Annotated in this window: 14 protein-coding genes, 5 pseudogenes and 1 CRISPR repeat array; of the genes and pseudogenes, 10 read left to right on the forward strand and 9 right to left on the reverse strand. The window is 65.1% G+C overall.

Translation table 11 applies throughout. The features are described 5' to 3' along the window. Nucleotides 1–43 precede the first annotated feature (43 nt). The gene (locus AB0B14_RS18120) at nucleotides 44–2,890 is read left to right on the forward strand and encodes an N-6 DNA methylase (RefSeq protein ID WP_357523071.1); all 2,847 of its coding nucleotides are present in this window, start codon (nucleotides 44–46) and stop codon (nucleotides 2,888–2,890) included. 422 nt (nucleotides 2,891–3,312) lie between these two features. Here the strand turns inward: AB0B14_RS18120 and AB0B14_RS18125 are convergent, their stop codons facing one another. After that, complete coding sequence (locus AB0B14_RS18125) at nucleotides 3,313–4,260, reverse strand: hypothetical protein (RefSeq protein ID WP_357523072.1); 948 nt, start codon at nucleotides 4,258–4,260, stop codon at nucleotides 3,313–3,315. Beyond that, nucleotides 4,206–4,475 (reverse strand): hypothetical protein, encoded by a 270-nt coding sequence (locus tag AB0B14_RS18130; RefSeq protein WP_357523073.1) that lies wholly within the window; start codon nucleotides 4,473–4,475, stop codon nucleotides 4,206–4,208. Before AB0B14_RS18130 ends, AB0B14_RS18125 begins: the two co-directional genes overlap by 55 nt. Before the next feature lie 198 nt (nucleotides 4,476–4,673). Here AB0B14_RS18130 and AB0B14_RS18135 point away from each other — a divergent pair, with 198 nt between their 5' ends. The 3 genes and pseudogenes from AB0B14_RS18135 to AB0B14_RS18145 all read left to right on the forward strand — a co-directional run. Then, the gene (locus AB0B14_RS18135; RefSeq protein WP_357523074.1) at nucleotides 4,674–5,210 is read left to right on the forward strand and encodes a hypothetical protein; all 537 of its coding nucleotides are present in this window, start codon (nucleotides 4,674–4,676) and stop codon (nucleotides 5,208–5,210) included. 337 nt (nucleotides 5,211–5,547) lie between these two features. After that, a complete protein-coding gene (locus AB0B14_RS18140) occupies nucleotides 5,548–7,596 on the forward strand; it encodes an AIPR family protein (RefSeq protein WP_357523075.1) in 2,049 nt (682 codons plus the stop codon). A 972-nt stretch (nucleotides 7,597–8,568) separates the two neighbouring features. After that, a pseudogene (locus AB0B14_RS18145) lies at nucleotides 8,569–8,982 on the forward strand (hypothetical protein); the annotation flags it as partial. Nucleotides 8,983–9,492: 510 nt separating this feature from the next. On the opposite strand, the gene AB0B14_RS18150 reads toward AB0B14_RS18145, so the two are convergent. After that, nucleotides 9,493–9,687, reverse strand: a complete 195-nt coding sequence (locus tag AB0B14_RS18150) for a DUF397 domain-containing protein (protein ID WP_357523076.1) — start codon at nucleotides 9,685–9,687, stop codon at nucleotides 9,493–9,495. A 382-nt stretch (nucleotides 9,688–10,069) separates the two neighbouring features. Here AB0B14_RS18150 and AB0B14_RS18155 point away from each other — a divergent pair, with 382 nt between their 5' ends. Then, entirely contained in the window at nucleotides 10,070–10,972 is a 903-nt protein-coding gene (locus tag AB0B14_RS18155) for a helix-turn-helix transcriptional regulator (protein WP_357523077.1), read from the forward strand. Between the two features lie 762 nt (nucleotides 10,973–11,734). On the opposite strand, the pseudogene AB0B14_RS18160 reads toward AB0B14_RS18155, so the two are convergent. Next, a pseudogene (locus AB0B14_RS18160) lies at nucleotides 11,735–11,869 on the reverse strand (IS701 family transposase); the annotation flags it as partial. A 162-nt stretch (nucleotides 11,870–12,031) separates the two neighbouring features. On the opposite strand from AB0B14_RS18160, the pseudogene AB0B14_RS18165 reads away from it, so the two are divergent. Beyond that, nucleotides 12,032–12,157: pseudogene (locus AB0B14_RS18165) on the forward strand (IS701 family transposase); the annotation flags it as partial. 232 nt (nucleotides 12,158–12,389) lie between these two features. Here the strand turns inward: AB0B14_RS18165 and AB0B14_RS18170 are convergent. Beyond that, complete coding sequence (locus tag AB0B14_RS18170; RefSeq protein WP_357523078.1) at nucleotides 12,390–13,475, reverse strand: hypothetical protein; 1,086 nt, start codon at nucleotides 13,473–13,475, stop codon at nucleotides 12,390–12,392. A gap of 485 nt (nucleotides 13,476–13,960) precedes the next feature. Between AB0B14_RS18170 and AB0B14_RS18175 the strand changes: the two genes are divergently transcribed. Continuing rightward, the gene (locus tag AB0B14_RS18175; RefSeq protein WP_357523079.1) at nucleotides 13,961–17,248 is read left to right on the forward strand and encodes a hypothetical protein; all 3,288 of its coding nucleotides are present in this window, start codon (nucleotides 13,961–13,963) and stop codon (nucleotides 17,246–17,248) included. Nucleotides 17,249–17,986: 738 nt separating this feature from the next. Here AB0B14_RS18175 and AB0B14_RS18180 read toward each other — a convergent pair. After that, nucleotides 17,987–19,168: a site-specific integrase gene (locus AB0B14_RS18180; protein WP_357523080.1), complete on the reverse strand. Its 1,182-nt coding sequence runs from the start codon at nucleotides 19,166–19,168 to the stop codon at nucleotides 17,987–17,989. A gap of 421 nt (nucleotides 19,169–19,589) precedes the next feature. After that, nucleotides 19,590–19,859 carry a helix-turn-helix domain-containing protein gene (locus AB0B14_RS18185; protein WP_357080596.1) on the reverse strand — a complete coding sequence of 90 codons (270 nt, stop codon included), beginning with the start codon at nucleotides 19,857–19,859 and terminating at the stop codon, nucleotides 19,590–19,592. A gap of 457 nt (nucleotides 19,860–20,316) precedes the next feature. Here AB0B14_RS18185 and AB0B14_RS18190 point away from each other — a divergent pair, with 457 nt between their 5' ends. Continuing rightward, entirely contained in the window at nucleotides 20,317–20,769 is a 453-nt protein-coding gene (locus AB0B14_RS18190) for a hypothetical protein (protein ID WP_357080599.1), read from the forward strand. 216 nt (nucleotides 20,770–20,985) lie between these two features. Here the strand turns inward: AB0B14_RS18190 and AB0B14_RS18195 are convergent. Further along, nucleotides 20,986–21,373: pseudogene (locus tag AB0B14_RS18195) on the reverse strand (hypothetical protein); the annotation flags it as partial. Nucleotides 21,374–21,572: 199 nt separating this feature from the next. Continuing rightward, nucleotides 21,573–21,830: pseudogene (locus AB0B14_RS18200) on the reverse strand (transposase); the annotation flags it as partial. A gap of 108 nt (nucleotides 21,831–21,938) precedes the next feature. Next, nucleotides 21,939–23,578: direct repeats of the CRISPR family, unit length 24 nt; unit sequence GGATCACCCCCGCGTGCGCGGGGA. A 566-nt stretch (nucleotides 23,579–24,144) separates the two neighbouring features. On the opposite strand from AB0B14_RS18200, the gene AB0B14_RS18205 reads away from it, so the two are divergent. Together AB0B14_RS18205 and AB0B14_RS18210 are read left to right on the forward strand one after the other, a co-directional pair. Beyond that, complete coding sequence (locus AB0B14_RS18205; protein WP_357523081.1) at nucleotides 24,145–24,561, forward strand: hypothetical protein; 417 nt, start codon at nucleotides 24,145–24,147, stop codon at nucleotides 24,559–24,561. Beyond that, nucleotides 24,558–25,997, forward strand: a complete 1,440-nt coding sequence (locus AB0B14_RS18210; RefSeq protein ID WP_357523082.1) for a relaxase — start codon at nucleotides 24,558–24,560, stop codon at nucleotides 25,995–25,997. The genes AB0B14_RS18205 and AB0B14_RS18210 overlap by 4 nt, the downstream gene beginning before the upstream one ends. The last annotated feature ends 9 nt before the right edge of the window (nucleotides 25,998–26,006 follow it).

Below are 26,006 nucleotides of genomic sequence, written 5' to 3' on the forward strand. Positions count from 1 at the left end.
AGCCACTACAGTGCCATGGGCACTGGAATGCGAGGAGCAGCTTGTGAGCAAGGAAGAGCTTAACCAGAAGGGCTACCTGTCACCGGAGGGCCTGCGCGGCAAACGCTTCGGCGACTTCGAGGTCTTCGACCTCGGCGCGACGAACGTCGCGACCCTGGCGGAGGCAGGACTCGATTTCACGGTTGCGGCCGCAATTGCCTTCCCTACAAGCAAGTACAAGCCACCGAAGAAGCCCGGCCTGGTACGGCCCGACACCGTCTACGTCCATCGCGTCGCGGACCGCCTGATCCCGATCGCGGTGGCTGAGTGGAAGGACAAGTCCCGCCTCGGCAGCGATGATGATGACCTGAAGGCCGCCGAACAGGCGGTCGTCGGGGCTTTGGCGATGGGCGTCGGGATCGGCATCGTCACCGACGGCCAGCGCTACCGCTACCTGGATGTCGCCGTGTCGGCAGCAGCGCACGAGATCGTCGAACTCACCGAGGTGCGAGACTTCAGCCCTGCCGTATTGGCTGACATTTATCGCGGCGAGAGTGATCTCGTCCGCGACCCTAAGGCCCTAGCCGAGACAGTCTGGCAGACCATCTGGCATGCGACGAAGGCCGAACCGAAGGACTGCCTGCTTACCTTCGTTGAGATCTTCATGCTGAAGTTCCTCAGCGACAACCTGCCGCTAAGCGTTCTTCCGGGCGACTATCGCTTCGACACTCTACTTGTTGGCATCGAAGAGTTTAGCAAGCAAAAGGGTGCCACCCAAATAGAGTATTATGTCGACACCATTCGGCCTCAAATCAAGCAGATTTTTGTCGACCGACTTCGCGTCGACGACGTAGAGGTGCGCCAAATATTCGGCATGGAGACAATTACATCTTACACCTCCATTATCAACGGATTCGCCTTCTTGCGCTCGTCGTCTACAGTGTCGGTATCAAGCTACAATCGGACGTTCTGCGAAATTCTTGACGCATTTCAAAACTTTGGCTCTCTTACCAATATTGAGCCGGAGTTCAAGCTTCGCTTGTATGAGATGTTCCTGCGTCGCAGCGCTCGCCAGCAGCGTCTGGGTCAGTTCTTCACACCAAGAAATATCGTGAAGCCAATGATCAAGATGGCTCAACTAAGCGCGCTTCAAGATGGGGCAGTAGTGCTTGATCCTGCCGCTGGTGTCGGCGGTTTCATTCTTGAGCCACTACTGTTTCCGGATGCGCTGCCTGGGAACGTTCGGTTCGAAGATGGTTTACCCCGACAGCGCGTCAAGTTGGTTGGGGTCGACGTCGACACGGACACCAATATCTTGGCGAAGGCAAACATGCTGTTGCATCTCGCCGAGTCCGTTCGCGATCCGGCTACGACGGCGACAGCCCTGAATCAGGCACTGGTCAATACGTTTATCCTGATGAACACCAACGAGACGCTCGGCGCACTCGAGAACCCTCCACGAGAAGCCGTCGATGTGATTCTTACCAATCCGCCGTATGTGACCCAGGGTTCGGCGATCTATCGCAAAGAGATCGACCACGTCGCGGGACTGCATAACGGGGTTTTCTTGAAAGACTACTACGACAACGGTGGCCTTGGCGTAGAAGCCCTCTTTATTAGATATATCTCTGGTGCACTCCGGCCGGGTGGACGTGCTTTTGTTATCGTTCCACTCGGCCTGCTGAACCGAACCGCCCGCACGATGAAGAAGCACTTGCTGTCTGAATGTAATGTGCTCGCCAGTATTCAGCTTCCACGTGGGGCCTTCTTTAACACTGCCCAGCCGACGTATATCCTGGTACTAGAAAAGCGGCGAGTGCGGAATCAGGGCCGCCCGCCGGTCTTCTGCGGTCTCGCGCGTACCATTGGCGAGACCCTAGATCACGAACGGGTCGCGACCCCGGAGCACAATGATTTGTCGAATCTTGCGGATCTTTTCGTGCACTTCACGACTACCGCGTCAGCGACGAAGGTCGACCGGGCGACTAGTTACGCTAGCAGCCCGATCGCCAAGCTCGTACCCGCGAACGAATTCGGGGTGGACGACCGGTGGGACATCGTTCGCTACTGGACCGACGAGGAGTTCGTGAATCTCGGTGTTCGCACCGAGACCATCGAAAGACATGATTTTATCCGCTTGGCCGAGGAGGAGCTAACTGAGCTGCTGGATGAGTTGCGGCAGGCGCGCGAGGAGCTGAGCGTCTTGACCGCTGGGAAAATGATGACAGTCAAGCTGTCCGACGTGCTCCGCTTTCAGATCCGCTCAGGCGTGCGTATCAGGAACATCGACCTACGCGAGAACACCGGCGAAGTGCCCGTCTATAGCGTCTTCACTCGCCGCGACACCATCAAGGGCCGGATCTCGTCTGAATGGCTGTCCGCACGCGGCATCCGTCCGGAACTGTTCCCCTCGGTGACTGTCATGGCGACCGGCGCCTCCGCGGTCGGCACAGTCTTCTATCGCGAAAACAACTGCGTCATGACCGACGATGTCGTCATAGTGCAGCCTTGGTCGATGGCCGCCGAGCGTGAGTGGAAGAGGCACAAACTGGCCGCCTTCCTATGCATCCCAGCCGATGAGGTCTCCGACGATGACATCGATCAAGAGGAAGTGGGACGTTACATTGACCTCGCAAACCTGGCGGAGAACGATCTTCCAGAGAGCAGCATTGACCTGCACTACCTTGCGGTTGCTCTGAGTCAGACAATCGCGCAGGGCGGCTACCTCTACGAAGCCAAGCTTTATACGAAACGGGTGAGCCAGCTCGTCGTCGAGGTTCCGAGGGGACCCGACGACGCTCCGGACCTCGAACGGCAGCGACAGATCGCGGCGGCAGCGAAACGCTTGGACGGCATCCGCAGTCGGCTTGAAGAGATCGGTCGCTGGAGCAAAGCCGTCCGGCTCTCCTGACGGAGGCGATGAGTGCGCTGCCCGCGAGCCTTGCAGCCCTAGAGGGGTTGCACGTCAGCCAAACTCCTCCGCCTTCTAGCCTCCGTCGAGTGCGCTGACCTACGACGTTCGGCGCGTTCCCGAGTTCGACGGTGGACTCACCGAGAACAACACGCTTGACGGCGGGCGGCGTATCGGACGCCGCCCGCCGTCAGCCACTTCTCGGCACGAATTGAAAACCCATCCAATTCCTGTCCTTATGCGAGCCGGAGGACGGGGCGTGCCCCGATCTGTGCCCGATGCAGCGGCCAAAAGCGGCCAAAGTGGTGATTCGAGAGTCATCCGTCGACGCTCCGCAGCTTTCCCGCTGGGTCCCCCAATCGCTTAGGGCCGGTGGTTGCTTCAGGGCGAGGAGTCAAACTCCGTGGTTCTGGTGCCATCCTTCAGAAGTGCCATTGTGTGATGGGGCAGGTCTGCAAGCGTGGACGCTTGATGATGTAAGGGTCTCCCAGCCTCCGAATAAGAGGAGTCCGGTCGTCATCTACGTATTCGCAAACCTCGCGGGACTGAAGTGCATCCGGTTTATAGTGCTTGACTCCACGGCCATCTTGCCAGAAGATAGCTAGGTCGTGATCATCATGCTTCAGAACGTATCCGGTGGCTACCGGACCTTCGCCCTTTACTGCAAGAATCTCAGGCGGTAGCCAGAAGACGGACGTAGTGCTCGACAAAACTAGTATGACGCCTAGCGCAGTAGTGACCATCGGCGCCCGCAGGCCGGCACCGGCCGCGATGAGCGCGCCCAGGACTGCGCCAGCGGGGGATGCGCTGTTGGCGACAGTGCGGAACCCGGCGATGACCCGACCGAGCATGGCCGCTGGTACGGGCAGCTGCCGCAAGCCGGCGTTGACCGTGGTGATGAGGGTCTGGCACGCACCGATCGCGGCGAGCAGCGGAGCGGCGACCCAAGGGCTGCCGGTGGTAGCGATGATGGGCCAGGCGGCGGCGTGCGCGGCCACCCCGATGACGAGGGCCCGTTCGGCGCTGACCGGCGGGTGATGCGGGCGGCGAGCGGGCCGATGACGACACCGCCGGTGGCGAGGGCCGCGATCAGCAGACCCGAAACCCGTGTCGGTCACGGCCAGGCCGTCCTGGTCGGTGGCGTAGAACACGAACACCGCCCACGCGCAGTTGTAGGCGAGGTTCGCGGCGGCGGCCAGCAGGGCTGGGGTTCGCAGCCTGCGGTGCCGGGCCAGCCACAGCAGGCCGTCCTTCACGGCGCGGCCGATCGGCGCGGTGTGGTCCCCGCTGGCTCGGAGGCCACGGGGAAGCCGGGTCAGCAGAGCAGCGCTGGCGGCGAAGCTGGCCGCGTCGACCGCGTAGGGGACCACCCGGCGGCGGTGAGCGCGGCGGCGCCGGCCGGCGGGCCGATCAGGCTCTTACCGGCGGTGTCGAGCGAGAACATGCGGCCGTTGACCTGATGGAGGGTCTCGGGGTCACGATCAGCCAGTTCGGCGACGGCGGCCTGGAGGGCGATGTCGTGGAACACCTGCCCGATCACGACCACGGCGGCGATGACGGCGAGGACACCACCGAGTTGTGACATCAACGCAGCGACCTGCCATGGCGACCCGGCCTCCGGGCGTAACGTGATCAACTCGGGCTGGGTGTGTGTACGGCTCCTCCAGGTTGAAGACGTGGTCATCGGCTATGAGCGCGCACCGCGTCGGGTCGTGGAGGCGCGTCCGGCTGAGAGGGCTCGTGACAAAGACGGGTTCAAGGCATCGCCATCCTCAAGGAGTTGATGGCTCTCGTCCGCCCCAAGCCCGGCAAGGACGACGGCGAAGACAGGCAGCCCTCGTCTGCAGCCGAGATCCTGGACCGGATCAAGGCCGCGCTCGACAAGGGGGTCGAGCCAGGCTCCGCGAAGTACACCGCCCTCGCGGAGCGAATCAGGCAGCGGCGGGACCGGATCATCCAGAACACCCAGGACGCCCTGGACTTCCTCTCGGAGGCACTCCGGGTCGCCCGCGCTATCGTGAACGCCGGGAAACATCCTGAGGAAGTTGTCGTGCTGGACGACGACCATGTAGGCGTCCTGTCGCGAATCATTCACGACCACGCACCCGCGGGCCTCACCATCACGGAGAGAAACTTGGCCGAGGAGATCGACCAGGCGGTCAACCGGACGCTCACCCAGTCGTGGGACAACGCAGACGACCGCAACCGAGGCGTCCGGCGGGCCACTGCCGCCGTCTTCCGGCGGTACAAGTTGAAGCCGCTCGGGGAGCCATACGACTCCACCGTTGCCTACATCGAAGCCCACTACCTCGTTGACTGACGGCTGCGGCGTTAGGCAACCTGAGGGGCGTCCGCCGGAAAAACTTCGCACGGCTCCGGCCTGACCGACAGGGGCGCTGGCGAGGTAGCGAAGGCGGCCGACCCGTGGACGTAGTAGCTGCACTGAGGAGTTCCATTGCGCAGACTTCTCTAGTTCTAGGGCTTCTTGCAGGGGCTGTCGTCGTAGTGCCTGACCCGTAGGATGACACCATCCAATGTGGCCTCGAGGTCCAGAGCGTAAGGGGTGGGGACGTTTGAGCTCCGTCAGGCGTAGGTCTGGTCAAGCGGACACGGCTGTCCAAGTACGACAGGTGGAAGCGGCTCTTCGATCAGTCTACGTGGAGTCAGGCCTCCTTGATCTTAGTGATCTTGATGGCCAGCCTGAAGAGGAGCGCGCGCCACGCGCGCTTTCCCGAGCGCTCGCGGCACAGGCCGTGCGGATCGTGACGGGTTGGACCCCGCAAGACGCGGCTGCTGCGGTCATTGATGGCGATGCCGATCAGGGCATCGACGCGATCGCTGTCGTGGAGGGCCTCAACCCACAGGTCTTCCTCGTTCAGGCAAAATGGAGCAAGAACGGAAATGCCAAGTCCGAACGCTCCGCGGTGATGGAGTTGCTTGCCGGGTTGCGACTTATTGACGATGAGGACTTCATTCCGTTCAACTTCCGCGGCCGGCCCCTCGCCGAGCTGGCCAAGACCGTCATGTCCCAAGGGCCGGTCCCTGTGACGCAGGTGATCGTGCTGATGCGTGCCGAGCCGGTAACCGCCGGCTTTTTGGCCGCCATCGAGGGCGGAGAAAACGAGTTCAACCGCCATGGGGATGTGCTGGGCAGCCGAATCATCCTGTGCGCCGACGTATGGACCTCCGTGCGTGAGGACATGGTGCCACGACCCGTCGATCTGGAAGCGGAGCTATTCCCGTGGTTCCCCATCACTGTGCCCTACGAGTCTTATCAGGGTGTGGTTCAGGCGGACCAAGTCGCCGATTGGGTCGAACACGGCTCTGGTCTCTTTCACTTGAACATACGGAACCCGCTCGGTCGCACTCCTATCAACAACGAGATGATCGAGACGCTGGTCGACGAACCTGCAAACTTCTGGTATTTCAACAACGGTGTCACAATCCTTTGCGAATCAGTTGAACGCGTTCAGCAAAATATGCGTGCACCACAGTCTCGCCCGCTGCGACTGACGTTGAAGAATGCAAGCGTGGTGAACGGTGCCCAGACAGTCAGGTCGGTGGCGGAAGCCCTCAAGACCGACGAGGAAGCCGCGTCGGCGCAGGTTGGCGTCCGTATCATCGTTACCGGCAAGGCTGTCGAATTCGCCAAACAGGCCACTCAGGCGACTAACCGGCAGAACAGGGTCGAATCTCGAGACTTCATTACCCTGGACCCAGTACAGGCGGCGATCTTAGAGGAAATGCGCGCCGAATTGGGTCTCGATTACAGCGTTCGCCGCGGTGAGCTCGAGCCGGAGCCCGACACGGGGTGTTCGGTCGTGGAAGCCGCGTGTGCCCTCGCTTGCGCCCACCCTGACAGCCAATACGCGGCCCGCATGGCGACGACCCTCGACGTGCTATGGGAGCGAGGGACGCAAGGAATTTACGATGTCCTCTTCCGACCGCAGCCGGGGGTTTACCTCCTCTGGAACGCGGTGCAAATCCTACGCCAAGTCCGGCGGACTCTGCACGACCTGCGGCCCCGGTACGAGGGGCGCGGTGCCGCGTTGGCGGACCACGGTGTTTATCTACTGACGCACCTGGTCTTCCAGCGACTCGACACCGAAGCCATTGACGAGCCTGATCCCCGGCTCGAATGGGCTACACAGACCCTTGATCAAGTCGGCGGCCTAGTGGAGACGCTGCTGCCGACGGTCGCTGCGGTGATCGATGCCCTCTATTCGGACCGCTCTCAAATCCGGTCAGTCTGCGCGGATGTCGACCGCTGCCGGGAAGTAACGCAGAAGGTGCTCACCGGCACTGAGGAGGCAGACAGCACGGCCCGCACCAAGTATCGACGCGTACCACCCACCAAACGCAAGCGCCGTCCTAACGCGGTCTCTGTCATCATCGACCGAGGCCTCCTAGACGAAGGTGCGGCTCTCACACTAGTTACCCCGTTGGCCGCCGAAATCCAAGCTACGCGAGATTGGCTGGCCGCAGACCCTCGACGAGCGCGAGCCACGTGGGTTCCTCATCGTTCCAGGCCGATATTATGGTCAGCTGACGGCCAGCAATATTCGCCATCCGGCCTGATCATAAACATATGGGAGCAGGCTGGCTGGGAAAAACACCCGGTTGCCGTCCAGGGAACCGCACGCTGGACCGTGGATTCGGGCGAGACGCTCACTGATCTAGCCTGGCGTGACCTCCAGGATCAGTGAGGACCCTGCGGTTCCTGCCACTTTGCCGTTCAGGGCTGATATTGGCCCTGGTGCAGACGAGCTGGCATCCGCCGAAGCGTCGCGGCTCTGCAAGCGTCGAGGCGCCAGTTGGGAGCAGGCCGACCGGCACCGTCTTGCTGCCGTCGGAGCCAGCCAGACTAAAGGCAGCCATGGAGTCGTTTGTGGTGATTAAGGAACGGTGAGCGACGGCGGGACAGCACGAGACCTGGCCTATCTGCGCCCGGAGGCGTTGCTGTGTCCGAGCCAGCGTTATTACATACACCGACAGGGCAAGCCCGAAGACCGCCCCGAGCCCACCGACCACACTGAAGACCATGTCGGCAGCGTCGAGCTCGGCCACCACCCCCCACACCCGGAGACCGATCAACATCTGCCCTCCGGCGAGGCACGCCCAGCACCGCCATCGTCACGTCACTGGTCCATCATTGACGGTAACCACAACCGTGGGCAGCCCTCGACAGGACACCAGCTATGCCCCCACCGGCGGCGGCACCCGTCATCCCCATTGGCCAGAAGACGGCTGGTTACGTCGAGTCTCATGTCGCCCGTACAAGCGACATGCGGCCAGCATCCGCGTGAGCGGTGGGCGCAGCCCGGCAGGCCGGCGTCTTAGAGTCGCCGCAGGACAACGCCGCGACGCCGATATTTATGGTGATCACCTACTCTCCCTTGGTTCAGGGGTGCGTAGCGATGGCGGTGGAAGATGCCGAACGCTCAGTGGCGGTAGCGGAATCAGAACCAGAGCGAGATCCCGCCGCATGCGCCCAGCCCGTACTCATACGCCGCCGAAGCGTCTCGAAGGTCCGAAGCTACTTCCTCACCTCTTCACAAACACGTGCATCCATGGGCGTGATCATCAGAGACGGTTGCCGTCCGCCCAGTGCCGAAGAGGCCCTCCTGCGGGTAACCCCAGTCTCTGCCCGTTCCCCACGCATCACGCGCCGGAGCGTCGTGGTCGTCCTTGCCGCCGTCGCCGGCTTGGTCGGCGTCAGCGCGCAGCCGGCGGCGGCTACACCTCCCGGGATTCCATCGAAGGCGACGGCGCAGTTGCAGCTCAACGCCCTGACCGTGGTGACGCAGGGTTCGACGAGCGGCTACTCGAGGGACTTGTTCCCGCACTGAATCACGGTCAGTGGTAGCTGCAACACCCGCGAGCAGGTCCTCAAGCGCGACAGCACCTCCGTCGTCGACAGCTCCTGCGCGGCCATCTCGGGCCGCTGGTGCAGCCCCCACGACGGCACCATGTGGACGGTGGCTTCCGATGTTGACATTGACCACGTCGTGCCCCTCGCCGAGGCGTGGCGCTCCGGCGCCAACTCGTGGACGACCAGCCGCCGGCAGAGTTTCGCCAACGACCTCAGCCGCGCGCAATGCTTCGTACGGCGGCAGAAGGCCGAGCGACGATGTTCGCGTTTGACAACGGGTGTAGGCCTCCGACGCCTTTAGGCCTCACCACCCTCACGTGGGGAGCCGGGTGCTCTGACTCACTGTCGGAAATGCGTCACTGTTGGCTGGAAGCCGCTCCTTTGGAGGAGCTCCCCGCGCGGCTCCATCGAATTTCGCAATCTACGCAAGAATTAGCGAAGACGAATCCGTACCCGTCGGCCTGTCGTTGATGCTGAAGGCGGCCCTCGTTTGTAAGGTTTGGCCGGCGTGTAGGTACCGCAGGACTATCTATCTATCTATCTATCTATCTATATCGCCGGAGGAGGGGGCTTTCTCGCTTGCTGGCAGATTTCAATCAGGTAGCGGGCAGGCCCGTCCACCTGCCTGGGCCACGACGGGAACGGCGACCAGCGCGGTCCCCGCCTGGCGCCAGCTTCCGGAGTGACAGAGGCTCGCCCGTCGGCAGGGAGGGTGCCGTGTGGTGGCCGGTCAGTTGGATGACTGGCGGCGGATGTTCGCCATGAACGTCTGCCATGCTGCGTATGGAAACTCGAGCGGCCCGCCGTCGGATGCTGAGTCGCTAACCTCGATCGAATCCGAATACTTCGCGACGATCACGCAATGATCATCTGTGCAGCGCGAACTGCGCCTCATCCACTCTGGATTCGAAGATGATGTGTTCATGGAATCCGCCTTTTCGTGGTTGGCTCAATGGAGGCTATGGAAGTTACGGATGCTGAGTTTGGGAGCATTAACTGTCGAAGCCGGCAGCATGCGGGCGGAAGTAAGGCGTGGCCGGGCGCAGTTCGCGGTGAGGGCTGGTGCTGCCTGCTCACGTGGAACTTCTACGATCTGTTACGCGGCCGGTCGCTCTGAGTAACAGGGTAGCAGGGGGGGTCCCTCTTTATCGAGCGCTGGCATCGACCCCTCGCGGCTTTCCAGCCGGGCGGGCTGTCTGATAGCTTACGGCTTACAGCCGGCAGCAATCAGCCACTACATGAGTGCAATGTGCATTCATCTTATTCCTGATTGCAGGCTGCAACTTGCTGGTGAGGGGCGCGGAATCATGACGTTCGGGCAGGGGCCGACGACGAACCGTAGGCGCCTGCGGCTCAGCCTGCGGAAGTTGCGGGAGGATCGCGGGCTTACGCTAGAAGATGTCCGAAAGAGAATGGAATGGTCTCTTTCTAAGATTCTCCGTATTGAGACCGGCGCTGTCGGAATTTCCGTCAATGACTTGAAAGTTCTCCTCTCTTTCTACGAGGTGTCTGACCCGGTTACCGTTGAGCAACTGCTGGACCTGGCACGACAGTCTAGGCAACGCCATTGGGCCAGCGAGTACCGTGAAGTGGTCTCGCCTGCTTACATGGACTTCCTCGGCTACGAGGATGACGCGTGCCGTATCACCCAGTTTCACCCGTTGGTGGTCCCCGGCCTCCTGCAGACCGAGGAGTACGCGCGTGCGGTCGTCGTGGCAACGACCCTGACGCCGGTGAACGACAGCGTCATCGAAGCTCGTGTGAGATTACGTTTGGCGCGCCAACGACGTTTGTTCGGAACCCTGCGTCATCGTCGAGTGCGGTTCCTTATCGATGACGACGTTCTTCATAAGTCGTTGTGGGACCAAGCGGTAATTTATTCCCAGCTGAGCCGGCTGATCGATCTCTGTGACCATCCGGAAATCGACATGGGAATTGTTCGAAAGGGTGCTAAGGTTCCAGCGCGGCTGACGGGGCCATTCTCTTTGCACGAGTTTGAATCAAACTTGGATCCAGATGTCGTTTACCTGGACAACATGCCAAACGATGTTGCCTTAGTAGACGATAAGCACGTTATCGATAGATATAAGCGAGCAATCGTAGACCTGTTCCAGCATGCGGACACTGGTGACGACGCGCGGGATCGGCTGCGAGAGATCCGCAACAGTTTCCGACCGTCCGAGAATCGCTCGACCGAGGGCGTTGCTTAGATCCCACTGCTGCGGCAGGCGCGCCGTTCCGGCATGCTGCGGTGTCGACGGTGCCTTCCGCCAGAGGGTCTTCTAGGCGGTGTCACTATAGATTCCGCCCGAATGAGCACGACCAGGCCGCTTGGGATTACTGTGATCACACCTACGGTGACGAGACCTGCTGACAGCGTCCAGACGCCAGCGCCATCGGTCGTCGTTATCACGATCATGGCGAGCGCCGAAATCATCAGCACGGGCTTGACGCTGATTGACCGAGCCAGCACTCGGCTTACCCGCACCCAATGGTCGGAAAGTTTCGGGTCTCCGTCTGCCTGCTGATTCTTGGACGAGAGCGTGAGCTTGGAAACGTGAATCGGGCTTCGCTGCACCGGTGCATACCTCCAATCGGGCCTTAGGCCACTGCAGGTGTGTTGCTTTGTCGAGTTGAGTCTTGCGGATGAGGAGGCAACCTGCAAGGTGCGACACGCCGCATCGCTGCTAGTCATCCTGTCAGCTAACCGCCAGTTGCAGAAAAGCATCCTAGCCTGATGGCGCCTCCCGGGCTGAAGGTCAGCGCGCCAAGCTCCGAAGCAAGTTGATGTTCGAGGTGATGGAGCGCGGGGACGAGCCGACGGAAGAGCACTTCGGCGTTCTTGATGAGCGGTGACAGTCCCGGGTTCGCGCAGCCCTCACGCGTGCCGGCAGCGCCCCACGATCTCGTACCACAGGAGGTGATCCGCCCGCCCGCTCCGCCTGCCGTCGCCATGCCGACGGCGTTGGCGCGGCCTCGACATCACCGAGATGCCCACCGACGGCCTCGCGGACATCGGCACGAACCTCGGCGTCGTCCCACGTCACCCGGGCCAGTAGGTCCAGCATCCCGTCCGGGCCAGCGTGCTCGGCGTGCTCGGCGATGCTCCTGCGGATGATTCAACGCGCCCTCACCGCCGGGCTACCGGCAAGGTGGGTCACCGCGGACGAGGCATACGGGCAGGATTCCAAATCCCGGACCTGGCTGCAGTAGCAGCGCATCGGATACGTCCTGGCCGTGCCCCGCAACCAGCGGATCCCGACCACGGCGCGAAGACCGAGGTCGGCCTGGATCACTATCAGGTGCGTCGGTACGTCGTCTGGTACCGCCACATAACACTCGTTCTGTGCGCCCACGCCTACCTCGCCGTCACCGCCGCCCACGCCAAAAAGGGGGCACTGAATCCGATGACGGGCCTCATACCCCTCACCCTTGGCGAGGTCCGACGTCTCCTGGCACACCTGATCACCACCATCCGAACCTTTGATCACATCCATCGATGGTCACGATGGCGGCGCCGACACCAGCACCGCGCCAAAACAGCCCACTACCAGCGAAGACTCCACCTCCACCAGGTGCGGCTGGAGTATTAGAGCAAGTCGACGCTGGCGGCGATATCAGGCAACGTCACGAAGGCGTCGGCGTGAGCTGGCCGTTCGCCTCGTAGTAGGCGGACGTGAGTGCTTCGAGGAGGCTGTCGGAAATGACATTGAGGCGTTGCCCGTGTCTGATAGGCCCGCCGAGCTCCTGCTCCACCATCGGTATGGCGTTGGGTGCGAGGCGGTTGAACACGGACGGCCACAGTTGGAGGTATGCGGCTTTCGGCTCGCAGTAAATCGTCGCAAGCCCTGAGCCGCCGCGAATCAGACGCGGCAGCAGGGTGGTGATCTCGTTCTTGCCGCTGTAGCTGGACAGTGAGATCAGGTGCTTCGCGTCAAGGGCTTCTGCCCAGTCGATCAGTTGCGCCAGCATCTGTTGGTGCTCCGTCGGTGCTTTCGCCGCAGCGGTACGGAAGTCAGCCGAGCCTGGTTGCGGCGCGTTGGCCTGCCGGGCGGCGGCCTCCGCTTCAGATAGCTCCGCCGCTCTGCGGCCGGGATCGATACGCTGGGGCACCAGTACTCGCGACTGCTCGACCTCGTATGCCGTGACGGTGACGAGATCGATAATGACCTTGTCTGCGATCACCTCCAGATAGCCCACCAGCTGCACCAGCTCGTCAGGCACACTGTCGAGCACGATTACCAGGCGGAATGCTCCGTCTGCGAGGCTACGGGCGAGCCCATCAGCGAACGATGCTGCGTCGACTGATCCCTCCTGGTCGTCGTTGCGAACCGCTTCCACGATGCTCTTGACTCTGCGTTGTGTTAGGTGTGCGCCGAGGGTGGCCGACTCAAGGTAATCAGGGTCGAGTCCCTGCAGGTATGCGGCGTAGGAGAAGACTTGGGCAACCACTGCGCGTCGCGCCTCGGGGTTTCCTGCGAGCTTGACCTCGATGACGACAAGCCGCCCTGAGGACTCCACGGCCACGACGTCAGCGCGGCCGGTACCAAGCTGCACTTCCGTGCCGAGCACGGTCAGGCGCGGAGCCCCGGACAGTGGAAGCATCTGCGGGCCCTCAGCGACCAAGTCGTGCAGGGCCTGCTCCGCCGGATACTGACTTGCAGCAAGCGGCTGCCAGTTGCCGGTTGCGTCGGTGCCCCAGATGGCGGTCACCTGGGGACGTTAGCACCTACGCCGCCGAGGCCGCCGGAGTAATGCCTTTGTGGAGTACCCGCACTAGATCTACTTCCAACGCCGGCAGCAGCTGCCGTTGTCGGATTAGTGACGAGATCTTTCCTGAACCTTTCACAGTGCGTCCAGGTAGTCCGTGGCGACCAGCGTGCGTCCATCAATCCTGCTACCAAAGTGGGCTCTGTGCTTTGCCGGATCGGTGGCCACGCCGAGCTGCGTCAGCGGGCGCTGGTCAAATCGGTTTTGCCACTTCGGTGAACGCGGTGGCCACCCGCAGGCGCGGGTGGGACGTCGAGTTCGAGCGCGTGGTGTCCGCGCCGGAGGTTCTGAACAAGGCGTGCCAGTGACACCGACAATCGTCGGCGGGCGGCCTTCATCACCGTCGAGCCCAACCTCCTCCCACCGTTGGAGGACCCGGGCCAACTGCGCATGGTTACCGCCTCTGCGCGATGCCCGATAATGGAGCGATGGCGCGCAGGATCGGCTACCAGGACGCGGTAAAGCTGCTGGGCGGCGACACGGGACGCGTGGTCCGGCTACTCGACACGCTCACCGGCGCCGGCCTGATCACCCTGCTGGGACCGGTGCCCGGGGTGCTCGGCTGGTTCGACGCTAAGACTGAGCTCAGCAAGATCACCGAACGGCTGGTGGCTGGGTTGGTCGAGCATCGGTCCCACCTGAGCCGTTACGAGCGCACCGAGCGGTTGCAGGCGGCCCAAGCGGTGCTCGTGTTGACCGCTTATTTCGAGGCTCTGGGCGACTCCGGCGAACCGTTCGGGCGACGTGAGTGGCGCCTCACCGCCGACGAGCAACGATCGCTGGGCGGCACCGGCTTCGACGCGGCCGGGTGGAGCGCCGCGGTGCCCGGCCCGGCCGAGTCGCACGATGACTTCCGCACCCGCCTGAGGGCCGACGACTACGTCATGTTGACCAGCAAGGTCGAATCCTTCGTCACCGGCCTGGCTGTCTGGGAAGAACTGAACGAGTCCGATCGAGCGGTCGCCCTCGGCCGGCTTCGGGCGGTCCCGGACACGGCGGTGAAGCGTTACGACAGCCTGCTGATCCAGCTCGCGGCGGAATTCCCCGAGGTCGCGTTCTGGGCTGGGATCCGTGAGCAGTCCGCCGTCCAGGCACGACTGCGCGACATGACGACCGCCCTGGACGCTCTGCGGGAAGTGATGGAGACGATTGCGTCCGGTCGGGGACCCGACGAGCGACGGCGGGCACTCGCCCGCGCGTACGCGGCGGCACTGTCCCGGCCGATCGTCGAGCCAGGCGAGACACCGCCCGGGATCACCGTTCCCCAGCTCGGCGAGGCGTTCCTCCCTCAACTGTTCCGGGCGGTCGACGTCACGGACCGAACCCCGCTGAGCGACGAGGACTGGTGGCAGACCCAGCAAGTCCGGGACGAACTATTCGCATTCCTGGGGCGGTTCCTCACCCAGCCGGACGCCGCGCGGGCGCCGATGCTGGTCCTCGGCCAGCCCGGCTCCGGAAAGTCCGTGCTCGGGAAGGTGCTGGCCGCCCGCCTCCCGCCGACCGACTTCCTACCCGTGCTCGTCCCGCTGCGCGACGTCTCGGCCGTGGCCGACCTCCAGGAACAGATCGAGCAGGCCATCCGGATCGACACCGGCGAGCGGGTCGAGTGGCCGGCCCTGGCTCGCTCGGCCGGCGACGCGTTCCCCGTAGTGATCCTGGACGGTTTCGACGAGCTGCTGCAGGCCACCGGCGTGAGCCAGACCGACTACCTGCTGAAGGCGGCCGCGTTCCAGCGGCGGGAGGCCGACCAGGGTCGACCGGTGGCGGTCATCGTGACCAGCCGGATCAGCGTGGCCGGGCGCGCCAAGCCGGCCGAGGGCACCATCGCGCTACGGCTCGAGCCCTTCGACAAGGTGCGAGTCGCTGCCTGGCTCGCAGTCTGGAACCGCGCCAACGACGCCCGACTCGACCTAGAGACCGTCCTGCGCTACCCCGATCTTGCCGGCCAGCCGCTGCTGCTGCTTATGCTGGCTCTTTTCAACGCGCAGGGTGGCAGCCTGCGCGATGCCGGGCATCTCGACTCCGACTGGCTCTACGAGCAACTGCTCGACCGGTTCGCCCGGCGGCAGGTCGACAAACTGGCTACCGGCTGGACCGTCCGGGAGAGGGACCGTCGGGTCCAGGAAGAGCTGCGCAGGCTCAGCGTGGTCGCGTTTGCGATGTTCAACCGCGGCGCGCAGTGGGTGAGCGAGGCCGAGCTGGGGCGTGACCTGGAGGCACTTCCCGGTCTGACCGGCCGCACGCCGGTCCACTCGGATCCAGCCGACCTGCGCACCCCGCTCGCGCCCGCCGAGCTCGCGGTCGGGTCGTTCTTCTTCATCCATCGGGCTCGCGCGACGTCCGACGACGCGAGACTGGAGACCTTCGAGTTCCTGCACGCCACGTTCGCCGAGTACCTGACCGCCCGACTGATCGTCGAAATAGTGCGGAACATGATCAACCGCGAACGGGCGACGACTATCCCCGCCAGCGGTGCGGTCGACGACGACCTCGCCCACGCGCTGCTCTCGTTCGCACCGCTTGCCAGCCGCCGGCAGATCGTAGTCTTCGTCCGGCGCATGGTGGCCGCATGGCCGGAGGCGGACCGGCAGGACGGGATCGAGCTGATCTTCGGTCTATTCCGGGCGGCGACCCAGGAGCGCGCGCCCCGCGAGTTCGCCGCCTATCTGCCGCGCTCCCTAGGCACGCCGGCGCGCATCGCCGCCTACACCTCAAATCTCCTCATCCTGGCGCTGACCAGCGGCAAGGTTGCCGCGTCACAGCTGTTGGGCATCAATCCCGAGTCCGATCAGCATGGTCACGAGACCATCAACTTGTGGACCAGGATCGCCCGGATCTGGCACGCGGAAGAAGAGGCGAGCGGATGGATCGAACTGCTCTACCTGGTCAAGGTTGACCGGGTTAGGGATCGAGGACGGCGTGATCTCGCACTCTCGCTGAAGGAACGGACCCAGAGTCAAAACGCTCCTCCGGTCGACGTCGCCTGGCTGCTCGGCGACGGCCTCCCGGCGCCCGTTCGTGAATTGAGTAACATCCACTCGATCGTGCGAGGCGGAAGCGCGATCCGGCAGGCCGGGTGGCAGGACCACTTCCTCGCCGACACGGTCAACGATCTCGTGCGCGACGCGGTAACGCCGCTGTGGACGGCCGATCTCAACCTTCTCGGTGACGGCGTCTACCACGGAGTCGGTGGGCAGCCGGCGACTGTCCTCTCGGATTTGATCCGCCTCGTCTTCGGCCGGGCCAAGCTCTCCCAGCAGGAGGCCCGAGACCTGTACCGCGCCGCGCTTGTCTGGCTTCCGCACATCAGTGCCCAGGGACGCGTGGTGTTCTTCCGCAGCATGACCGTCGACGCTGACATCGACGCCGAGACAGTTGCCGATGTTCTGGAGGTCCGATTCCTGGCCCCCGATCAAGAGCAAACGGATCACCTTGACCGGATTCGCTGTGCTGCTGCGCACCTCGACCCTGTTCACGATCCAGATGCCACGCTCCGGCTTGCGAAAGTCATACACAGCATGATGCCCGCCTCGGTCGATGACTGGCCGTTGGTGGTGCTGGACGCGGTGGTCCGGTGGTCTGAGACGGACCCGCCTCTGCCGCCACCCCGGCTCTCCGCGGAGCAGGCCCGCATGCTCGTCGACCGGTTCGGCGCCCGGCGGCCGGATCTCGGGCCCCGCATCGCCACGCTCGTCGATCCGAGCCTGCCGAATTAGCTTCATCGTTTTGGGAGGAGGCTCCTGCATCCGGACTGCCAGGTCGAGCGCTGCCTCCGATCATCATGTCAATTACCGCTGGACCAGCTTGTGCGTCTGCCCTCAGTGTGGGGCCGGCCTCCTCGTTCGCTTCGAACATGACTGCTCCCACCTGCCGTGGGAGGAGCCGTGGGACGTGGACTGGTCGTGGCCGGTTGCCGTTGACGGGGTTCAACGGTTGAAAGCGGTTCTTGTCCGGTGTCCGGAACCGCTGCAGCCGTCGTGCGAGTGCCCCGTGCACCGGTCGTTGCGGGACAGCACCGAGAGGCCACCGTCGCATGAGGTTTCGGTGATGGTCGAACTGACCGAGGATGGGCTGCCGCAGGTTCAGTCAGTACGCACTCTGTCAGACGCGTAGGCCACCGGCGGCAGACTAGGCGGGTGCGATCAGGCCTGACCGCATTCTGGGTGACCCCCCGTTTACCCCCCGAAAACCCCCGGCTGAGGTTAACAAAAAGTGACAAGGGGCGACCACTGCTTGTTCGCGTCTGTGCAGCTCAGCGCCTAGTTCTGACAGTCATTGACAAGGTCGGGATGGTTGCGGATGGTAACAAGGGGTCGTCGGTTCGAATCCGGCCGTCCCGACAGAGTATCGGCAGGTCAGGGGCCTTGATTCACTTCGGTGAGTCGGGGCCTTTTGCCGTTTCGTCTCACAACTTCTCACGTACGCACGTACTGCTGAATTTCAGGCCGCTCGAGTCACCCGAACAGGCCTGATTCGAGGTGCTCTGCCGCCACCTTGAGGTGGCTGCTGTCGGGGTGGACGTAGACCCGTTTGGCGAGCGTGCCGCCGTCGGCGTGGCCGGCCCAGGCCGCCAGCACGACATCGGGTACTCCGGCGCCGGCGAGGTAGGTCAGGCAGGCATGCCGCGCGTCGTATGGCCGAACCTTGCGGACTCCGACCTTGGCCATCAGCTCGTAGACCCGGCGGCGGAGCCAGTCGGTGCGCTGCGGCTGGCCGAGTTCGTTGACCAGGACGTAGCCGCTGTCGGTGTAGGCGTTGCCGGCCTTCAGCCGTTCCTTCTTTTGCAGGGTGTGGAGCGCCTTGAGCGCCTTCGTTACCGTCGCCGGCATCGGCAGGCCGCGTTTGCCGGCCGCTGACTTGGCCTCCTTTTCCTCGATCTCGCCATCGACGAGCGTCCGCGTGTTCTCCCCGGCCGCGATCGTGCCAGCCTCGAAGTCGACATCGGACCAGCGCAGGCCACATACCTCAGCGGGCCGCAGGCCCATCAGCGACAGCAGGCATGGGGCGTAGAGGCGCTCGGCGGTGATGCCGGTCAGGAACGCCTTCACCTCCTCCTGAGTCCAGGGCTTGCGCTCGGCGCTCGCCTCAATGGCGGCCTTCGCCGCTGCCCTGGGGATGGCCACGAATGCTGCGACGTTCCGCACCACGAGTTGGCGGCGAACCGCGACGTTCAGTGCGGTCCGGAGCCGGCCAAGCGTCAGGCGCACCGATCGGACACCTAGCCCCGTACCCGGCTTGCCGCCGCGTCGCCGGCCCTCCGTCAGCATCCAGTCGATCAGCGCCTCAATGTCGGCCTCGGTGACGTCCTGGAGCGGCTTGCCACCGAGACGAGCCCGGACCGGGAGGAGTGCGTCGCGGTAGTTCGCGGCGGTGGCCTTCTCCACGTCGCGGGTGGCGGACGCCAACCACTCGTCGAGGAACTCGTCGACGGTGATCCTGCCGGGTTTGACGTATGTGCCGCGGTCGGTCTCGTGCTTGATCCGGGCGTACTCCGCCTTGGCTTCTTTCCTGGTGTCGAAGGTGTACGTCCGCTGGTCCCGACGCCCGTCCGGCTTGCGTCCGACGTCGAGGACGAACCGGTAACGGGTCTTGCCGCTTCGAAGCGTGATCTTCTTGATCGGGTCCGAGGTGCTCATTCTGCTCCTGCGCCTTTCGTAGATGGGGTTCTCGTCCGGGCTTGAGGCGGCGAGGCTGCACATCCAATGGTACCGAATATTGGTACCAATTTTCGGGCCCGATTTCCGCCTAGTGGCGGATGGCGATAGGCGATGTGAGATGTGGGACCCTCGACTCGTCATGCGGCCGTTCGATCTGCTTGCTGAGGAGTTGAGGTATGCCGCGACAGCGCCCTGTCGCTGACAACCTGCCGCCGTTGCCTTTGCGGGAGAAGCGGGATCAGCAGGTCAAGATCAGGCTGACGCCGTCGGAAATGGAGAGGTTGGGGGCTCTGCGGCCCGACCTGACCCCGCCCGGGATCGTCGCCTTGCTCGTTGACGATGTGCTCACCGGACGGTACCGGCCGGCATGGGCTGCCACTGCACCCGACGAGGATGAACCTCAGCGATCGGCGTAGCGCCGCTCTGTCTCCTCCGGACGGTCGTCACGGACGGTCGTCGGCTGCCGGTCGACGCCGATGAGCCGGAGCAAGTCTGCCGTGCGCACGCGGTACGAGGTTCCGATCCGAAGAACTGGGCAGGGGAAGGCGTTGCTCTTCGCCAGGTCGTATGCCTTTGTGCGGCCAACTCCGAGGGCGCGGGCGGCGGTCGCCAGGTCGATCATCGCAGGAAGTTGCAGTAGCTCGTCCTGGTTGAAGCTGCTGGTGGTCATCACCCTGGTCCTTAGGTCGAGGGAGCCGACGCCAGGCGCGTCTGGCTGGAGAGGCACGGTCTGGCACGCCTCGACACGACCATCCGGTTCGGGCGTTGCTTGTGGCGCTACCCGTTTCTGGTAGCGGCGTTCCCGGGAGCGCCGGTAACACGGATTGCGCTCCAAGGTCGAGCCGTGTTTCCTCGGCGGCTCGGCTGTTCTGTCCCTGGCCTTTGGCCGTCTTGCTTCGTGAGTTCGGCGACGCTTCAGGTTGGCGCTGACGGCTGGCGCCGCCTACGGCTGTGAAGGCTCGGACCGCTACGGCCGTCGTCGGAATTACTGGGGAGCGTCCTCCGGAAACCGCAGCCAAGGGGCCGGGTGCCGGCGTGACGCCGCTTGGCAGCGGTCGGGAAACGCCTCGTCTGGAACCTGACGCCGGTGCGGTAGCCAACGGGCTGCCACCGGTGGAGGTGACGGGATGACGAAGTGCGCCGACGGCGGGCTCGGATGCAGTTCGCGCGACGATGCTGCGCCTGACATGGGTCTCGACGCTCTGGGAGGTTGGGTGCTCGATGTTGGCGCTCTGGTCGCGTTCGCGAGGTCGGACATGTTCGTCAGCGCACTGGTCGCATCGTGCCGTCGGCGCGGGCAGACGGTGCTGATCTGCGAGACGAGTCTCGCTCTAGCGGTGCAGGCGGTACCCGAGCAGCACGACCGTCTCGTGGGTCTGTGTCAGGAGCCGAACACGTGGCTTGCGAAATTCGCCGCCGCTGACAGTGGCGCGGTCGCGGCTCTCCTGCCAGCAGCCAGCGGGGACATCGGACTTGCCCAAGTGGTCTACGAGGCCGCACGACGCGGCTACGCCGTTCTCTCGGATCGGCGCGCCAGCGTCTTGGCGATCGATGGATCGCTGCTCGTTGAGGCTGCGTAGCGAGAACCCTGTCGAGCTGGGCACACGCCTCGATCGCCTTGACTCGTCGCACAGTGTCGTGTCCGCGCGGGCAGGTGTCGGCCGGATTACCGTGCTGCCGGGGGACAAGCCGTACGTCGGACTATGCGGGCGGTGAGGCCGACGGGAGACGCCGCCTCCCTGTTCGGCGACCGTCGGCCTGCTTGCCGGCTCGCGAGAGATCCTCTCAGACCACCCTCAGTGGGGTGGCAGTGGTGCGGCTGGGCGTACCGCCGTGAAGTCGGCGTGTTCGTACCGAGTGGCGGGCGAGCAGTAGCAGCCACTCGCCACAGCCCTGCCACGGGTACAGATCGGCGGCTCCGCCGCGTACGGTCCGGGGCCCGTCTCCGGTCCTCCGTGGTCGCGCGTCTGACGGTGCGCCGTTGAACCCGGGGATCCGTACGTCGGCGCAGAGTTCGTTCGCCGACCCCATCGCTGCCAGTCCGAACGTGTTCTCGCGGGCGGCGGTCCGCGTCTCGTCGCCGAATCCGTCGAGCAGTTGGTCCTCGGCGGGTTTGTCGTCACCGTAGAAGGTCAGCGTGGTGCTGCCGGCCCGCGCCGCGTATTCCCACTGCTCCTCGCTGGGCTGCTGGTGCAGGCCAGCGATGCGGAACGGTCCCTGCACGGAACGCGGCACTGTGTTCGAGGTGATCCTTTGCCAAGGCTCCGGCAGCGCCCTCGGTCGGCCCAGCCGCCTTGTGAGCGTGGAAGACGTCGAGAAGGCCAGCCAGAAGTAGGCCCCTGGGCCACCCGTGAGGGCGGCCGGGCGTCCCGAAGTGGCAGAAGCGGTTCTCCCGCCTCAACTGCGCGAGCTCGTCTCGTTCGCTGCTGGTCAGCCCGTCGGCGCGGGTGCCGCTGTCGAGGTTGGCCTGCTTGACCCAGTCACGCACCGGGGTCTCGGTCAGGTCGAAATCCTGGCTGACCTGCCGAAGCGTGCGGTCACCACGCTGGCACAACTCGACGATCTCGGCCTTGAACTCCGGCGTGAACAAACGCCGAGGCTGCGGCCGCTTCTTCCCCATGCTCTCCAAGATGCTGGACATCCTCCCGGAGACCCCAGGTCCCCTGATCTCGGATGTCCGTCAAAACGGGGTAGGCCCACCGGCACATCGGATCACCTGTCGGCTCCGCCTGAAATTGAGGCGGCGTTGACATCGCCCTCGCGTGCGAGGGGAACACGGCGGGGCGGCCACGGCGGCATCGGACCCCGCCGGATCACCCCCGCGTGCGCGGAGAGCACGGGATCTTTTCGGGGCAGGGAAAGACTGATCGTCGTCTCCGGAACGCCGACGTAGAGCAGGATCACCCCCGTGTGCCCCGGGAAGACGGGGCGTTGATCGAGGGCTATGTCGGTCGCCGCGGGATCACCCCCGCGTGCGCGGGGAAGACAGCGGCCTGTCTACCGTCGCCGGCCCGGTCGTCGGATCACCCCCGCGTGCGCGGGAAAGACGTGACCACGGGGACCGTCTCCGCCGCCGTGCCGGGATCACCCCCGCGTACGCGGGGAAGACCCGTGACCGCGCCCCGGGCCTCGGCCGGCAACGGATCACCCCCGCGTGCGCGGGGAAGACGGCGGGACGCCGGTCCTGGAGGACGGCATGGAGGGATCACCCCCGGGTGCGCGGGGAAGATTTGCCTGGCTCCTGCCACTCCGGCGGCACGCAGGGATCACCCCCGCGTGCGCGGGAAGCACAGCACCAGCGCGCAGCTGTGCAGCGTGTACCCGGGATCACCCCCGCGTGCGCGGGGAGCACGGGCGCCGGTCGTGGGGCAGGTGAGACAGGCTGGGATCACCCCCGCGTGCGCGGGGAGCACGCGGCTCTTGGTCATCTTCATGCCGACTTTCCAGGATCACCCCCGCGTGCGCGGGGAGCACGACGCGCCGGACCCGCAGCGCGACCCGCAAGGGGGATTACCCCCGCGTGCGCGGGGAGCACGACGCACGAGTCGGCTTCGAGGACCGGACGACGGGATCACCCCCGCGTGCGCGGGGAGCACACCACCTCGGTACGGGTGCCGAGCCAGGACAAGGGATCACCCCCGCGTGCGCGGGGAGCACGTCGGCATCAACCTGGACATCACCGCGGACGGGGGATCACCCCCGCGTGCGCGGGGAGCACGCCGCGGCGGTGGCCGGGCAGACCGCGTACGCGGGATCACCCCCGCGTGCGCGGGGAGCACGTGTACAGCACCCCGAGGTCGTCCGCTTGAGCCGGATCACCCCCGCGTGCGCGGGGAGCACAGCGGCACCACCGCGCAGGACGCCGTGATTGACGGATCACCCCCGCGTGCGCGGGGAGCACCGGCTGCCCGGATGCGCTCGCGGTGCAAGACCAGGATCACCCCCGCGTGCGCGGGGAGCACTCACGGCCGAAGATCTTCACGATGCTCCTAGGGGGATCACCCCCGCGTGCGCGGGGAGCACAACCGGCCCAGGGACTCGCCGAGTGGCCCCAGGGGATCACCCCCGCGTGCGCGGGGAGCACGAGGATCGGATCACCCTGGACGGCACCACCGAGGGATCACCCCCGCGTGCGCGGGGAGCACCTGCTGACGGCCATCCGCTCTGGCGGCAACGCGGGATCACCCCCGCGTGCGCGGGGAGCACATTCACGGGACCGGATGTGTCGCACCAGTCTCGGGATCACCCCCGCGTGCGCGGGGAGCACGACTTCACCCAGACGTACGCCACGCCGATCCTGGGATCACCCCCGCGTGCGCGGGGAGCACGCACCGATCAGCGCCGGGTGTACGCCCCGCGTGGGATCACCCCCGCGTGCGCGGGGAGCACACTTCTTGACCTGGGGCGTTAGAGATCGACTTCGTAGTTTTCATTCACTAGGTTTTGCAAGATCGTCCCACTTGGTCTTCGTTCAGGTTGGCGCAGTCGGCATGCAATAAAGAGAATCCTGCTAAGGGTAGTTGATAAGGGCCAGGTGAATCGACCAGCGAACAAGCAGTACTGCAGGACGTGCGCCGAGGTCTACCCAGCCCTGAGCAGGATGGCGTGCTGCGAGGTCACGTGCGGCCACGGACGCCGCCGCCCACAAGTGAGCCGACGCCGCTTTGCGCACCGCCCATCTCCAGAACATAGCCTTCGCCGGCTGACGTTGGCCGGTGACGCTCCACCGGCTGGAAGCCCTCTTTGCCTGACGGGCCCTGGAAGCACCGAACCCACGAGGCGTGGAAGACCGGGGGCGGATGGAGCAAGATATGGCCATTGCTTATCAATCTGCGACCGGGCGCGGTCGCAGATCGGCAATGGGAAGCGGGCGGCGCCCGTCGCGTCGGCCCGGCCGACCCGGGTATTGCTGGCGCTGACGTCGCCGGCAACGCCGTGGGCGGACAGTGGTGGCAATGGACAATGAGCAGCCTGCCCCGCCCCGCACGGCCCGCCATCGTGCCCACAATCGGCCGGGTCGCCCACACGCCGTTCTGCTCAGGCTGTCCGACGAGGAGAAGGCCGCGATCGACGCAGCGGCGGCGATCACGCAGCTGACCACGACCGGCTACGCGGCGAAGGCCGCGGTCGCCGCCGCGTCAGCAGCTCAGGCACCCGGTGCTACGACCGGCGATTTACGCGACCTGCAGCACGAGTTGTTCGCCGCTCGCCGCGCCGTCGTGATGTTCGGCAACAACGTCAACCAGGCCGCCGCCGCGTTCAACGCCACCGGCCAACTGCCCGACTGGGCCGTCCAGGCCGTCCGGCTCTGCGCGGCCGCGGTGGCCCGGCTCGATGAGGTGATCTCCCGGATCGACAGGAAGCTGCGATGATCACGCGGGTGCACCGACGGGGCTCGCGCATCGGTGGCCTGCTGCGCTACCTGTGGGGCCCAGGCAAGGCGGAAGAACACATCAACCCGCACCTTGTGGCCGTCTGGGATGGCGCAGGCCCTCTGGCAGACCTGGAGCCCAGAGTCACCGCCACAGGCAACCTGGACCTCCGCGTGCTGACGGCACTGCTGGAGCAGCCGGTCCGCGCCGGTTACCGGCCGCCGACCAAGTTTGTCTGGCACGCCAGCATGCGGCTCGCCCCGGAGGACCGCCATCGCAGCATGGGCGACACGACGTGGGCGAACATGGCGGTGCAGATGCTCACCGAGGTCGGCGTCGCCACCACCGCCGCCGATCCGGGCCTGCGGTGGATCGCCATGCGCCACGCCGACGACCACGTACACATCGTCGCCACGCTGGTGCGCGAGGACGGCCGTACCAACTGGATGCGCAATGACTACCCGCGTTGCGTCAAGGCCACCTACAACGTCGCCCGCCGCTACAACCTGCACCGTCGGGTCCCGCCGGCTGACCGCACCGCGCACCGTCGCCCCCACCCCGCGGAGGTCAGCAAAGCCCGCCGCACCGGCCGCGCCCGAACGCCGCGGGACGAGCTGCGCCGGCGGGTACGCGCGGCTGCGGCTGCTGCCGCGTCGCAGGAGGAGTTCTTCACCCGGCTACGCGAGGCGGGCATCCTGGTCCGACTCCGGCACAGCAGCACCGATCCCCGCCAGATAACCGGGTACGCGGTGGCTCTCCCCGAGGCCCGTACCGCCGGCAGGCAGCCGGTGTACTTCGGCGGCGGGCGGTTGGCGCCCGACATGACCCTGCCGAAGCTGCGGCTGCGGTGGGGCGCTCCCACGTTCATGCCGGTAACGCCGGCGGTCGGCCGGACCGAGCGGGTCGCCGCGATGCGCCAGGCCGCCAAGGTTGTCACCGCAGCCGCCGACGACATCCGCCGCGACGCCCATACCGTGCCCGGGCGGGCGCAGGCCACCGCGGTCGCCGCAGCGGACCTGCTCACCAGCCTGGCCTACACGATGGAAGGTGACCGGCGCGGGCCGCTGCATCGGGCCGCCGAGGTGTTCGACCGGGCAGCCCGGGACCTATACGGCCGGGTTCAGAAGTCCACCAGCCGCTCCCAGGAGATGCGCGCCATGTCGCGCCTGGTAGCGCTCCTAGGCCGCATCTCCGGCGACGACGACACCATCGCAGCGCTTGCGCTGGTCATGGACCTCGCCCGGCTCGCCGACACCCTCGAACAGTTACGACATGCCCAGCACCGCCTACACCAGGCCGAGGCCGCCCGGACCGCAGCCGACGCCCTTCGGCTGGTAGCGGGCGGCCGGCAACGGACGGTAACGCTGCCGCTAACTCCGACATCAACACCCGCACCGACAGTGGGAGGCGGCCGGCGTACCGCGCGCGGCCGCTGAGCAGGCAAG

The sequence above is a fragment of the Micromonospora sp. NPDC049171 genome (assembly GCF_040648275.1).
In the GTDB taxonomy this organism is placed as follows: Bacteria; Actinomycetota; Actinomycetes; order Mycobacteriales; family Micromonosporaceae; genus Micromonospora.